The 14366-nt window shown below is 58.8% G+C and carries 6 protein-coding genes; 5 read left to right on the top strand and 1 reads right to left on the bottom strand.

The window, feature by feature from the left end; translation table 11 throughout:
• Positions 1-117: 117 nt before the first annotated feature.
• A complete protein-coding gene (putA, locus tag BK658_RS08575) occupies positions 118-4071 on the bottom strand; it encodes a trifunctional transcriptional regulator/proline dehydrogenase/L-glutamate gamma-semialdehyde dehydrogenase (RefSeq protein ID WP_123581943.1) in 3954 nt (1317 codons plus the stop codon).
• A 460-nt stretch (positions 4072-4531) separates the two neighbouring features.
• Between putA and putP the strand changes: the two genes are divergently transcribed.
• The 5 genes from putP (at position 4532) to BK658_RS08550 (ending at position 14256) form a co-directional block, all read left to right on the top strand.
• On the top strand, positions 4532-6016 hold the full coding sequence (gene putP, locus BK658_RS08570) for a sodium/proline symporter PutP (protein ID WP_103320384.1): 1485 nt from the start codon (positions 4532-4534) through the stop codon (positions 6014-6016).
• Positions 6017-6298: 282 nt separating this feature from the next.
• On the top strand, positions 6299-8311 hold the full coding sequence (locus BK658_RS08565) for a type VI secretion system Vgr family protein (protein ID WP_123581942.1): 2013 nt from the start codon (positions 6299-6301) through the stop codon (positions 8309-8311).
• Entirely contained in the window at positions 8301-9038 is a 738-nt protein-coding gene (locus tag BK658_RS08560; RefSeq protein WP_123581941.1) for a DUF4123 domain-containing protein, read from the top strand. The genes BK658_RS08565 and BK658_RS08560 overlap by 11 nt, the downstream gene beginning before the upstream one ends.
• Positions 9038-13843: an RHS repeat-associated core domain-containing protein gene (locus tag BK658_RS08555; protein WP_123581940.1), complete on the top strand. Its 4806-nt coding sequence runs from the start codon at positions 9038-9040 to the stop codon at positions 13841-13843. The genes BK658_RS08560 and BK658_RS08555 overlap by 1 nt, the downstream gene beginning before the upstream one ends.
• Positions 13840-14256, top strand: a complete 417-nt coding sequence (locus tag BK658_RS08550; protein WP_123581939.1) for a hypothetical protein — start codon at positions 13840-13842, stop codon at positions 14254-14256. The genes BK658_RS08555 and BK658_RS08550 overlap by 4 nt, the downstream gene beginning before the upstream one ends.
• The last annotated feature ends 110 nt before the right edge of the window (positions 14257-14366 follow it).

Raw genomic sequence — 14366 nt, 5'->3', positions numbered from 1 at the left:
GATGGCGGCTGCACATCCAAAGAAGATGTGACTGACAGACCGCTATCGCGAGCAGGCTCGCTCCCACAGGGATTTGCATTCCAGGCACCCATTGCGGGTGCCCGGTTTTATTGCGATTTAACCGATCGTCATCAAGCTGGCATTACCCCCCGCCGCAGCGGTGTTGACGCTCAATGCACGCTCGATCACCAGGCGTTCCAGCGCAATGTTGGTTTCGCCTTGCGACAGGCCATGAACCCCAACGATCGCGCCGGCACGCTTGGCCACCTGCTGGCAGACCGCACGCAACTGGTCGGAGTGGCCGTGATGCAGGACTGCATCGAAGACCACTTCATCCTTGTTCCAGTCGGCGACCAGCTTGATGCGCGCTTGCACTTCTTTCGGCAGGCGAGCCAACAACGCTTTGCTCAGTTCACCTTCCGGCCACACCGCCGAGCCACCCACGGCCAGTACTGCAGCCAGTTGGCTTAGCAGATCGCTTTCGACTTCCGCCAGGCACAGCACGTGTTCACGCGGCAGGATGGCGTAGCTGTTGCGCTCGCCTGTCGGGCCGTTCAGCGTGCGGGTGATGCCGCTTTGCGATTGTGTCGCGAACTGCGTGCACAACGCGCTCAGTTCAGTCAGCTTGTGGCTGTCGGCCCAGGTTTTCAGGGCGGTCAGCGGTTTGCTCATGGCGTCACGCAGACGAACGTCCGGTGCCGCGATAGCGTCGCCGCGAGCGAAAGATTGTTCGATTGCGTCGGTAGGACGCGTCGACAGCAAGCGGTACAAGTACAACGGACCACCAGCTTTCGGACCCGTACCCGACAGGCCTTCACCACCGAACGGCTGCACGCCGACCACGGCACCGACAATGTTGCGGTTGACGTAGACGTTACCGGCGTTGACGTTGTCGATCACCTTGGCGATGGTCTCGTCGATACGCGTGTGCACACCCAGTGTCAGACCGTAGCCGGAAGCGTTGATCTGACCGATCAGTTGATCGATGTCTTTGCGCTTGTAGCGCACCACATGCAGCACCGGGCCGAAGATCTCCCGCTGCAACTCGTCGAAGCTTTCCAGCTCGATCAGGGTTGGCATGACGAAGGTGCCGCGCTTGCATTCTTCCATGTCGGCGATGGCGACCTGATAGACGTTGCGACCTTTGTCACGCATGGCCTGGATGTGTTTCTCGATACCGGCCTTGGCTTCGGCGTCGATCACCGGGCCGATGTCCACGGACAGACGCTCAGGGTTGCCGAGGCGGCATTCAGCCATGGCGCCCTTGAGCATTTCGATCACGCGGTCGGCGGAATCTTCCTGCAAGCACAGCACGCGCAGCGCCGAGCAGCGTTGGCCGGCGCTGTCGAAGGCCGAGGACACCACGTCAATGACCACTTGTTCGGTCAGTGCCGAGGAGTCGACGATCATCGCGTTCTGGCCGCCGGTTTCGGCGATCAGCGGAATCGGACGGCCCTGGGCATCCAGACGACCGGCGACGTTGCGTTGCAGCAAGCGCGCAACTTCGGTAGAGCCAGTGAACATCACGCCTTTGACCCGATCGTCGCCGACCAGGCGGGCACCGACGGTTTCGCCACGGCCCGGCAGCAGTTGCAGCACGCCTTCGGGAATCCCGGCTTCGAGCAGTATCCGTACGGCTTGAGCGGCCACCAGTGGTGTTTGCTCAGCCGGTTTGGCCAGTACCGGGTTACCGGCGGCCAGTGCGGCGGCGACTTGACCGCTGAAAATGGCCAGCGGGAAGTTCCACGGGCTGATGCACACCACCGGACCCAATGGGCGGTGGGCGTCGTTGGTGAAATCGTTGCGTGCCTGCACCGCGTAGTAACGCAGGAAGTCCACGGCTTCACGCACTTCAGCAATGGCGTTGGCGAAGGTCTTGCCGGCTTCACGAGCCAGCAGGCCCATCAGCGGCTGAATCTCGCCTTCCATCAAATCGGCGGCACGTTCGAGGATCGCAGCGCGCTCGGCGGGCGGGGTGGCCTGCCAGATCGGGGCAGCGTTCAGTGCACACTGGATGGCGTTGTCGACGTCGGTAACGGTGGCTTCTTGTACATGACCGACCACGTCACGCAGGTCCGACGGATTCAGCACCGGTGCCGGGGTTTCAGCGCTGGCGGCGCAGCCCAGCATCGGCGTGGCTTTCCAGTTGTTGTGGGCGGTGGCCAGCAGGGCGCAGGACAGCGATGCCAGGCGATGTTCGTTGGCCAGGTCGATGCCGCTGGAGTTGGCGCGCTCGCTGCCATAGAGGTCACGCGGCAGCGGGATACGCGGGTGCGGCAGACCGAAGCCGCCTTCCAGCGTCGCCATCTGCTCGATGCTGCTCACCGGATCGGCTACCAGCTCCTGAATCGAGATTGACTGGTCGGCGATACGGTTGACGAACGAAGTGTTTGCGCCGTTTTCCAGCAGGCGACGTACCAGGTACGCCAGCAGTGTTTCGTGAGTGCCGACTGGTGCGTACACGCGGCACGGACGGTTCAGCTTGCCTTCGGAAACCTTGCCTACAACCTGTTCGTACAGCGGTTCGCCCATGCCGTGCAGGCACTGGAACTCGTACTGGCCGGGGTAATAGTTCTGACCGGCAATGTGATAAATCGCCGACAGGGTGTGGGCGTTGTGCGTGGCGAACTGCGGGTAGATGACTTCCGGCACCGAGAGCAGTTTGCGTGCGCAGGCGATGTAGGAAACGTCGGTGTACACCTTACGGGTGTAGACCGGATAGCCTTCCAGGCCTTCGACCTGGGCGCGCTTGATTTCGCTGTCCCAGTAGGCGCCTTTCACCAGGCGGATCATCAGGCGATGACGGCTGCGGCGAGCCAGGTCGATCACGTAGTCGATCACGTACGGGCAACGCTTCTGGTACGCCTGGATCACGAAACCGATACCGTTCCAACCGGTCAGTTGCGGCTCGAAGCACAGGCGCTCGAGCAGATCCAGCGACAGCTCGAGGCGGTCGGCTTCTTCGGCGTCGATGTTCAGGCCGATGTCGTACTGCTTGGCCAGCAGGGTCAGCGACAGCAGGCGCGGGTACAACTCGTCCATCACGCGCTCGTACTGGGCACGGCTGTAACGCGGGTGCAGGGCCGAGAGCTTGATCGAGATGCCCGGGCCTTCATAAATGCCACGACCGTGGGAAGCCTTGCCGATCGAGTGGATGGCTTGCTCGTAGGACGCGAGGTATTTCTGGGCATCATGCTCGGTCAGTGCGGCTTCACCGAGCATGTCGTAGGAATAGCGGAAGCCTTTGGCTTCGAATTTGCTGGCGTTGGCCAGGGCTTCGGCGATGGTTTCGCCGGTGACGAACTGCTCGCCCATCAGGCGCATGGCCATGTCGACGCCCTTGCGGATCATCGGCTCGCCGCTTTTGCCGATGATCCGACTCAGCGACGAAGTCAGGCCGGCTTCATTGTGGGTGGCGACCAGTTTGCCGGTCAGCAACAGGCCCCACGTGGCAGCGTTGACGAACAGCGACGGGCTATTGCCCAGATGCGGCTGCCAGTTACCGGTGCTGATCTTGTCGCGGATCAGCGCATCGCGGGTGCCTTTGTCCGGGATACGCAGCAGTGCTTCGGCCAGGCACATCAACGCCACGCCTTCCTGAGACGACAGGGAAAATTCCTGCAGCAGGCCCTGAACAATACCTGCACGGCCGCCGGCGCTCTTCTGATTGCGCAGTTTTTCGGCAATCGAGGCGGCGAGCTTGTTGGTGGCGTCGCACATTGGGGCGGGCAGGCGAGCCTGCTCGATCAGCATCGGCACCACTTCAGGTTCCGGGCGACGGTAAGCGGCGGTGATCGAGGCGCGCAGTACCGATTGCGGAAGGATGCTTTCAGCGAATTCGAGGAAGCACTGATGGGCGTGATCGACGTGGACCTCGGCACCATCATCGGCTTCGGAGCGGGTCAAGCCGCTCAGCTCGGTCAGGGTTGCACCACCCTCGAGTTTTTCCAGGTAATTGAAAATCGCCTGTTTGATCAGCCAATGCGGCGTGCGATCAATCGAGGTCGCGGCAGCTTTGAGGCGCTCGCGGGTCGGGTCATCGAGTTTGACCCCAAGGGTGGTGGTAGCCATATTTTTATCCTCATGTTTGCCACGACTGCGTGGCATCAGCTGGCGGCAAGATTAGCCGTGCGCCGAAAGAGGTGCAACCTGGTGCAACCCTTTTTTTGTCGGAATAATCGGCAGCTTGTCAGGAAATAAATTCTGGTAGGGGAGCCTCGCTCCTGCTTGGTGCTTTTTACAGTAGTCGCCAAAGGTTCTTGCTCCGAAAAGGAGCAAAAAACCGTGTTTAAAAGAAATCACATACCAGGTGCAACTTATTCCCAAGAAACTGGTTGCACCCTATTTGCTTTGTTGAATAGCATTCGCGCCCAAGGTGCAACCGCCGTTGATGCGGTTCATCGGCTGATGGCTTTCCTGGGGAAACATCAGTCATAAATGCGCGGATGTCCCGATCGTCTCTCAAACGTCATTGTTTGGCGGCGGTTCAGCAGATCGCTGCTACATAAAAACAAAGCCAGGGCGTTACTCAATGAGTGCAAGCAATCCAACCTTGATCACGTTCGTGATCTACATCGCGGCAATGGTGCTGATCGGCTTCATGGCCTATCGCTCCACCAATAACCTTTCTGACTACATTCTGGGTGGCCGTAGCCTGGGCAGTGTCGTGACGGCGCTTTCCGCCGGCGCCTCCGACATGAGCGGCTGGTTGTTGATGGGCCTGCCGGGCGCCATCTACATGTCGGGTCTGTCGGAAAGCTGGATCGCCATCGGCCTGATCGTCGGTGCGTACCTGAACTGGCTGTTCGTGGCCGGCCGGCTGCGCGTGCAGACCGAACACAACGGTGATGCACTGACGCTGCCGGATTACTTCTCCAGCCGTTTTGAAGACAAGAGCGGCTTGCTGCGGATCATCTCTGCCGTCGTGATCCTGGTGTTCTTCACCATTTATTGTGCCTCCGGCATTGTGGCCGGTGCCCGTCTGTTTGAAAGCACCTTCGGCATGTCCTACGAAACTGCATTGTGGGCCGGTGCTGCGGCGACTATTGCCTACACCTTTGTCGGTGGTTTCCTGGCGGTGAGCTGGACTGACACCGTACAAGCCACCCTGATGATCTTCGCTTTGCTGCTGACACCGATCATCGTGCTGCTGGCTACCGGCGGTATCGACACCACCTTCCTGGCCATCGAAGCACAAGATCCAGGCAACTTCGACATGCTGAAAAACACCAGCTTCATCGGCATCATTTCGCTGATGGGCTGGGGGCTGGGCTACTTCGGTCAGCCGCACATCCTGGCGCGCTTCATGGCGGCGGATTCGGTCAAGTCGATTGCCAACGCGCGTCGCATCTCCATGACCTGGATGATTCTGTGCCTGGGCGGCACCGTGGCGGTGGGCTTCTTCGGTATCGCTTACTTCTCGGCGAACCCGGCCGTGGCGATGCCGGTAAGTGAAAACCATGAGCGCGTGTTCATCGAACTGGCCAAGATCCTGTTCAACCCATGGATCGCTGGCGTGCTGCTGTCGGCCATTCTGGCTGCCGTGATGAGCACCCTGAGCTGCCAGTTGCTGGTGTGCTCGAGTGCCCTGACCGAAGACTTCTACAAATCCTTCCTGCGTAAAAACGCTTCCCAGGTTGAACTGGTCTGGGTCGGCCGCGCCATGGTTCTGGCCGTTGCACTGATCGCCATCGCATTGGCTGCCAACCCGGAAAACCGTGTGCTGGGTCTGGTCAGCTACGCTTGGGCCGGCTTCGGTGCTGCGTTCGGTCCGGTGGTACTGATCTCGGTACTGTGGAAAGGCATGACCCGTAACGGCGCACTCGCCGGTATCGTGGTGGGTGCGCTCACCGTGATCGTCTGGAAGCACTTCAATCTGCTGGGGCTGTATGAAATCATCCCGGGCTTCATCTTCGCCAGCCTCGCTATTTTGCTGGTCAGCAAAATGGGTGAGCCGTCGGCCGGTATGCTGCAGCGTTTCGCCGCGGCAGAAAAAGATTTCCACCTGAACAAGTGATGTGAAGCGCTGAGGCGCTGATCTTTCGCTGAATAAAAAACGGCTCGCAGCCTTTATGGATGCGGGCCGTTTTTTTTCGTCCGGCGGTTTAAACCATCGTGTTGTGGCTCAAGAAGGCGCCAACACGGTCCTTCCGACAGGAATGTCTGTAGTGGTTCATCCCGATATCTGAAGGAAAAATCTCTAAAAAATCAGGGCAAATCTGATTTTTCTGACCCTCGATCACCCCCCCTTGTCGCTCATGCAGAATCGCCCGCCTTCATTCTGCTTCAGAGGCATCGGATGCTCACGTCTGCCCATCAACCGCATTTCACGTTGACCCTCGACGGCGTCCAGAATGAGCTCAAAGTGCTTGAGTTCACGGGCAAGGAAGCCATCAGCCAACCCTATCGTTTTGACCTGGAACTGGTCAGTGAACATCCGGACCTCGACCTCGAGAGCCTGCTGTATCGCCAGGCTTTCCTCAGTTTCGATGCACAGGGTTCCGGCATTCATGGTCAGGTGCATCGCGTCGCCCAAGGCGATTCCGGCAAGCGTCTGACCCGCTACCAGATCAGTCTGGTGCCGCGGCTGACCGATCTTGATCAACGCATCAACCAACGAATCTTCCAGCATAAAAGCGTTCCCGAGATCATCGCTCTGGTGCTCAAGGATCACGGCATTCTGGGTGATGCGTTCGTTTTTCGACTCAATAGCGAATACCCCCGGCGCGAGTACTGTGTGCAATGCGCCGAGAGTGATCTGGCGTTCATTCAGCGTCTCTGCGCCGAGATCGGTATTCATTACCACTTCCAGCACAACCCGAACGGTCACCTGTTGGTGTTCGGTGACGATCAGACGTTTTTCCCCAAGCTGGCGCAGCCGACCCTTTACTTGCCAGGCAGTGGAATGGTCGCCGACCAGCCTGCAATCAAGCGCTTCAACGTCCGCCTGGAAACTCGCACCACCGCAGTCACCCGTCGCGACTATGACTTCCACAAACCCGGCCTGTTGCTGCAAAGCACTGTCGACAGCGAGCAACGTACGGTGCTGGAGGATTACCGCTATCCCGGTCAGTTCACCGATCGCGACCACGGCAGACACTTGGCGCAACGGGCGCTGGAGCGCCATGGCGCGGATTTCCGACAGGCCGAAGGTCGCAGTGATCAATCGGCGTTGCTCACCGGCCATTTTCTGAAGATCGCCGAACACCCGCGCACAGAGTGGAATGACCTGTGGCTACTGACAGAAATTCAGCATCACGGCCGGCAACCGCAAGTGCTGGAAGAGTCAGCGGACAGCGGTGATTTTCAGGGGTATCGCAATACCTTTCTGGCGACGCCGTGGGACGTACCGTTTCGTCCGCCATTGGCCGAAAACAAGCCGCGGGTTCCGGGCTATCAGAACGCGGTCGTCACTGGGCCGACCGATAGCGAAATCCATTGCGACGAGTTTGGGCGGGTCAAGGTGCAATTTGCCTGGGACCGCGAAGGTCAGCGCAACGAACATTCCAGTTGTTGGCTGCGAGTCGCCAGTGGCTGGGCTCATGACGGTTACGGCAGTGCGCTGATCCCGCGGGTTGGGATGGAAGTGTTGGTCGGGTTTATCGATGCCGACCCGGACAAACCCTTGGTCATGGCGTGCCTGTCGAATGGGGCCAATTCGGTACCGCTCGATCTACCGGCGGACAAGACCCGCAGCATTTTTCGCAGCCAGAGCAGTCCCGGTGGCGGTGGTTACAACGAGTTGCGCATCGAAGACCGCAAGGGCGCCGAGGAAATCTATCTGCGGGCCGAGCGCGACTGGACACAACACGTATTGCACGACTTGCACACGCAAGTGGGTAACCAGCGAAGTGTGGTCGTCGCGGGTCTCGATCGCCATGAACTGAAGGCCGACGAGCAGCGCCTCACCCATGGCAATCGCCAAACCGAAGTGAAGCTGGACGATCATCTGGTGGTGGTCGGCGACCGGCATATTCGAGTGACCAGTCAGGCGCTAAATGCCAGTCAACAATTCCATGTCAGCGCCGGCCAGCAAGTGGTCATCGATGGCGGTGTCAACGTTACCGTCCAGGCGGGTGGGCAGTGGATCAACATTGGCCCCGGCGGAATTTTCAGCAGTGTGCCGATTCAGGTGGGTGGTGCGCCGATGGTGGCGATGGCGGCAGCTGCGCCGAAGTCGCCGGACGTTCCATTGAAACTCGCCGCAGCTCCAATTGCGCTGTTGAGTGCTGCACAGATTCTGAGCCTGAAAAGCGACGCGCCGTTCTGCGAAGAATGCGAGCGCTGCAAGGAAGGTGTCTGTGCAGCCTGATGCCCTGTCACCTCGTGCCTGGTTGGAGCACCATCCGCTGAAACCTTCCGAGCAGTTGTTCGCGGTGTTCGGCAATGCCAGCTCTGCCGAGCCCCTTAACGCCTGGCAACGCTCAAGCACTGCGCAAGCACCGAGCGCCATCTGGAGCGACACCGCTTACGCCGAGTGGATGTCGGTGATGCCCTATGTCGGCATCGTCGCTGCGGACAGTGAGTTTCTGGAGTGGGTCGCCACTACGGAGTCTCGCGACTGGGGTTGGCTGGCGGTGTCTTCTGTCTCCCAAGAGGTGCCGGTCGAGCATCTACGCAGCCTCACGCAAGTCCTGCTACCCAACGGCAATGTTGTGTTTTTCCGTTTCTGGGACGGACGTTACTTGCTGCCGATTCTTCAGTCTGCACAGGTTGATGTCGCGCATCTGATGCCGCTGATCGGGCGCTGCCTGATCAATGGCCAGGCCCTGGAAATCGGTGGCTGTGCGCTGAAAACATCGAAGGTTTTTCCATGGTGGGAGATTCCTGGGGCGCTATTGGAGCAACTCGCAACGCAGTCTGCCGCCACCCGAATCAACAACCTGCTGACGTGGCTGAGCGACGATCGCCCGGACCTGTACGAAGCGTTTTCCGACAGCGTTTTACGGCACAAGGTCGCAATCTTTCTTGACGCGCCTGACCTCCCTCCAGCACCGAAAACCGCCTTGGTGGAGTTCCTGATGGCGGAGCTCAACTGATGGATCAGATCGTACATATCGAGCAGGAACTCGACAGCTTTAAAGACACCCTCAGCCTCTACCGCGAACAACTCAACCACTGGTTTATCAGCGCGGCGGACAAGGCTAGCCACGCTGCCGACCTGCCGTCGCTGATGGGCATGGAGCGGCTGATCAAGTTCGGCAGCACGACCACCGCGGTGAGTACCGGCGATGACGATTTCATCTCCAGTGTGGCGCAGTGTCCGGCCGACGGCCTGTTGCAGATCGAGAGCAAGTTCGAATCGGTCTACGACGTTCCGCTGGGGAATATTCAGGTCGATGTGATTGCCCTGGGGGGCGGTGAAAAGACGCCTGTCATGCTCGATGAAAACGGCAAAGGGACGTTTAAGGGAACAGCCGGGAAGTTCTATCGGGTTCATGTCCAGAGCGAGGTGACGCCGGAGCAAGTCGATGAGCTTTTTGACGCTTACGATGGGCTGACCAAGGAGCTGGAACGCTGGCTGCGCAGCGAGTGGGAAGGGTTCAAGCCGCAGTGGTCGCAGCAGTCGGCGTCGGCATCGCTGGCGGCGGTGGGCAATGGGATGCTCGCCGGCAGTTGGGCGGCTATCGAGGGTGTTTGGGACAGCATTGGCCTGATTGGCGACATCCTCAAGGACCCAGCGAAGTTTGCCGAAAGGCTCGGTGGCAGCGGTGCGGCCCTGGCCGATCTGGCGCAAAAGTCGCCGGAACTGATGGAAAAAGCCTTGCTGCTGGCCAGTGACGAAGCGGCGCTGTGTTTGTTGTTGCGCACTGCGAGTCTGTGGTTGGAAGCGTTACCGCCGAGTCAGATGGTCGGAACTACGGCAGAGGCAGTTTCGAAGACAGTGGTCGAGCTGGTGATCGATCTACTGATTGGCATCGTGCTGAGCTTTTTCGGGGTGGGCATCGCCTATCTGTCGGTGCGGCTGATGCGCTACGGCCAATACATCGTCGACGCCGCCCTGCGTTTCGTCGCTGCGATTTTCAGGATCATCGACAGCTTCATGGACTACGTCGACCGCTACAAAAAAATCGCCGCACGAGGTATCGCGGCGGGTCTGAAAAAAGGTCGGATGCAACTGCGCTGGAATGGCCGCAAGAACTCCACGCTGAATAAACAGGAGCCTCACGTCGACGTCCCGACACCGGCGAAAAACCCCAACGGCGACAGCGCCGATTCGGCAGATAAAACCGCTACCAACAAATGCCCGGTGTCGATGGTCACTGGCGAAGAGCTGCTGACCCTGGTCGATGGTTCGCTCGACGGGATTCTGCCGTTCGACTTCACCCGGCTCTATCGCACCAGTGCCGCCGAGATCGATTGCGGACTGGGCTTTGGCTGGAGCCATTCGCTGGCGCATCGCCTGGAAATCGATGGCGACAACGTCATCTGGATCGACCACGAAAACCGTCGTACGGCATTCCCGTTACCGAACGTCGAGCGCCCGGCGATCCACAACAGTCTTTCGCGGGCGGCGATTTATCTGGGCGATCAGCCCGAGGAACTGATCCTCGCCCAAGCCGGCGACGACGCGCGTTTTTATCACTTTCATAACGGCCGGCTGACGACAATCAGCGACGGTTACGACAACCGATTGTGCATCACCCGCGACCGTCAGGACCGCATCAAGCGCCTCGATAACGGCGTGGGCCGCGCCTTGCTGTTGCGCTATGACCGCAGGCATTTGATCGCCGTCGATTACCAATGCTTTGTTCCGGCCCCAACCCTTGACGAGGCGTGGCACACCGAGCAGACGCTGGTCAGTTATCGCTACGACGAACGCGAACAACTGATCGAGGCGACCAACGCCGCGGGCGAAAGCGAGCGCTACGACTACGACGATCAGCACGTCATTTTGCAGCGGCAATTGGCCGGTGGCGCGAGCTTTTTCTGGGAGTGGGAAAGGTCCGGCAAGGCTGCCAGATGCATTCGCCACTGGGCGTCGTTTTTGCAGATGGACGCGCAGTACGTCTGGGATGACCAGGGCGGTGTCACCGTCCTGAATATCGATGGCAGCGAAGAGGTTTACGTCCATGACGATCGGGCGCGGCTGGTGCGCAAGGTCGACCTGGAGGGTGGCGAACATCTCAAGGCCTACGATGACAAAGGTCGGCTGATTGCCGAGCAGGATCCGCTGGGGGCCGTCACAGAATACCGTTACGACGAGGTCGGACGGCTTGTCGCGCTGATTCCGCCGGAAGACGAGCCGACGGCCTACGAATACCGCGACGGTTTCCTGCATGCTCGGTATCGCGGTAAGGCCGTGTGGAAATACCAGCGCAATGCTCAGGGCGATGTCACGGAAGCGATGGATCCTGACGGGCATGTCACTCGCTACCACTACGACACTCAGGGGCGGCTGCTGTCGATCCGTTATCCGGACACCAGTCGGCATGTGTTCGTCTGGAGCGACTTGGGGCAACTGCTCGAAGAAACGTTGCCAGACGGCGGCCAACGTCGATTCTCCTACGATGTTTTGGGTCGGCAGATTAGCCGTCAGGACGAACACGGTGCCGTCACCCACTACCAATGGGATGCCGTCGGAAGGCTGATTCAGACAACACTTCCCACCGGTGCCAGCCGCGCCTTCAGCTACAACGCTTACGGAAAAATCATCGCCGAACGCGATGAGCTGGATCGCGTCACGCGCTACGAATACACCGACGACCTGCACCTGGTCAGCCGCCGAATCAACGCCGACGGCACGCAACTGCGTTATCGCTACGACAACGCGCTGTTGTTGCTGACAGAAATCGAGAACGAGTCCGGCGAAAAGTATCAGCTGGACTACACACCCAAGGGCCTGATCCGACAGGAAACCGGTTTCGACGGCCGCCGTACCGCCTATGCCTACGACCTCAACGCTTATCTGCTGGAGAAAACCGAGTTCGGCGATGACGGCTCGCAATGGGTTACCACCTATCAACGGGACTCTGCCGGACGACTGCTGGTCAAGACCCTGCCCGATGGCGTCAACGTCGAGTATTGCTACGACGGACTTGGCCGACTGGTCAGCGTCGATGACGGTCACGACCACCCGTTGGAGTTCGAGTATGACCAGCAGGACCGCCTGATCACCGAGCACCAGGGTTGGGGCACCTTGCGTTATGGCTATGACGCCTGCGGCCAGCTCAATCGCCTGCGGCTGCCGGACAACAGCACACTCGACTACCACCACGCCAAGGGCGGGGCGCTCAGCGCTATCGACCTCAACGGCACACGACTGACCACGCACGTCTTTGGCGCGGGGCGCGAACAACAACGCCAGCAGGGCCAACTGCTTAGCCAGTACCACTATGACGAACAGGGCCGGTTGCAAGCCCACGCGGTCAACCAGTCAGACCGACCGCTGTACATGCGCCACTACAGCTATGCGGTAAACGGCAACCTGGCCGCCATCGCTGACAGCCGCCACGGTCAGCGCAGTTATTACTACGACGCGCTTAACCGCCTGACCCGCGTACGCCATGCCCGCGGCGAACCCGCGCAAAGCTTTGAGCACGACCCGGCCGGCAACCTGCAAATGCACGATCGCCCGGGGCTGGCGACGATCAAAGGCAACCGCCTGCTGCTGCAAGGCGACCGTCATTACGACTACGACGCCTTCGGCAACCTGATCCGCGAACGCCGTGGCACGGCACAAAAACTTGTCACCGAATACCGCTACGACTGCCAGCATCGACTGATCGGTATGACGTTGCCCGATGGCAGCAGCGCGACCTACCGCTACGACGCCTTCGGCCGTCGTATCGCCAAAATCGTTGACGGCCGAACCACCGAGTTCTTCTGGCAAGGCGACAACCTCGTCGCCGAACGCGGCAAAGAACACTACCGCAGCTACGTCTACGAACCTGGCAGCTTTCGCCCCCTGGCGATGCTCGACGGCTTCGGTCCGCGCAAGGCCTGTCCGTTCTACTACCAACTCGATCACCTCGGCACCCCGCAGGAACTGACGGATTACGGTGGCGAGATCGTCTGGTCGGCGACCTACAAGGCTTACGGAAAACTCGCCAGCCTGAAGCACTTTGGCGAAGAACAGCTTGAGCAGCCGTTGCGCTTTCAGGGGCAGTACTTCGACGCCGAAAGCGGCCTGCACTACAACCGGCATCGCTACTACAATCCGGACATCGGTCGCTACCTGACACCCGACCCGATCAAATTGGCGGGCGGGTTAAACGGCTACCAGTACACCCCGAATCCGACGGGGTGGATTGATCCGTTGGGGCTGAGTGGAAATTGTCCGCCACCGAACAAGCCAGGCTGTAAGGCGCCGGATGATGTGGGTGGCGCTGCGGTTGATGAGGGTGAGCCGCCACTGCCGAAGCTGACGGGTGAGGAGCGGCGGGAGAGGATTGAAGTTCTTAAGGAGGAGGTTGCTAAGCGTTGGGTTGAGCGTTTTGAGGCTAAGTACCCTGGAATGCATTCCATAGGTAAGCATAGTGTCGAGGTTCCTGATGCAGTCATTCGTCAGCGTGCGGTAGATGGAACCGATCCTGTAACCCAAAAAAAATCAAAGAGGGGAGGGAACTTGAGTTCACAATATAAAAGTTGGAACTTACATATGCATACATTGAATGATGACATGACCAGAGTGGTTAGAGGTCAGCCACGATTTACGGGGGTTGATGTAAACGATAATCCGATTGTTCGGCGTGAAAACAAAGATGTAGGGAGAGGTTATAAGCCAAATAAAAAAGACTCTCAAAACCCTAGATTTTTGGAGTCAATGCATGGCTCTGAGACAAAGTTCAGTCAAGGAGAAAATCCTGTGCCATTTACGTCGCATCCGGTGGATATAAAGTGATCAAGCACCCATTTTTGGATATTAAATATCAACCGACCGTCCGTGGGCTAATCGGAGCATTTGATATATATGATCGGGAGGAAACTCTAGGTCTAGAGCTGGAAAAATACGATGTTAACGTTGCTGGTGATCGGAAGGCGCTTGCAAAAAAATATGTTGCTGGTAATTATGATTATCTAAGTTATAGACATAAATTTTTACTGGTGGCTGTTCTTAAGTCTGCATTGCGAGATGGCTCCTATGACTTTCAATCCTTGCTAGAGCATGATTGTGAGAGCACTAATCGCTTTCCGGACTATTGGGATGAAATGGAAAATCCTCGTGCATTTTTTGAAGATATTTACAGTGTGCTGAGTGATGAATGGAAAGACGAGCTGCTAAAAGCCAGTCTCGAAGATCAGTCCACTTGGTAACAGCTGGCGAAAGATTTGATCGTTCCCACGCTCCTGCGTGGGAATGCAGCCCGTGACGCTCTGCGTCACATCGGAGCCGACCATTGCGGCTGGAACGCGGAGCGTCCCTT

This window comes from Pseudomonas brassicacearum (assembly GCF_003732175.1).
GTDB lineage: Bacteria > Pseudomonadota > Gammaproteobacteria > Pseudomonadales > Pseudomonadaceae > Aquipseudomonas > Aquipseudomonas brassicacearum_G.
The sequence above is the reverse complement of the archived record's forward strand: the minus strand, read 5'-3'. Positions and strand labels throughout refer to the sequence as shown.

Bases quoted from the DNA above. Each gene is read 5' to 3' on its own strand.
- putA (WP_123581943.1), bottom strand. From the start codon at position 4,071: ATGGCTACCACCACCCTTGGGGTCAAACTCGATGACCCGACCCGCGAG.
- BK658_RS08565 (WP_123581942.1), top strand. From the start codon at position 6,299: ATGCTCACGTCTGCCCATCAACCGCATTTCACGTTGACCCTCGACGGC.
- BK658_RS08555 (WP_123581940.1), top strand. From the start codon at position 9,038: ATGGATCAGATCGTACATATCGAGCAGGAACTCGACAGCTTTAAAGAC.
- putP (WP_103320384.1), top strand. From the start codon at position 4,532: ATGAGTGCAAGCAATCCAACCTTGATCACGTTCGTGATCTACATCGCG.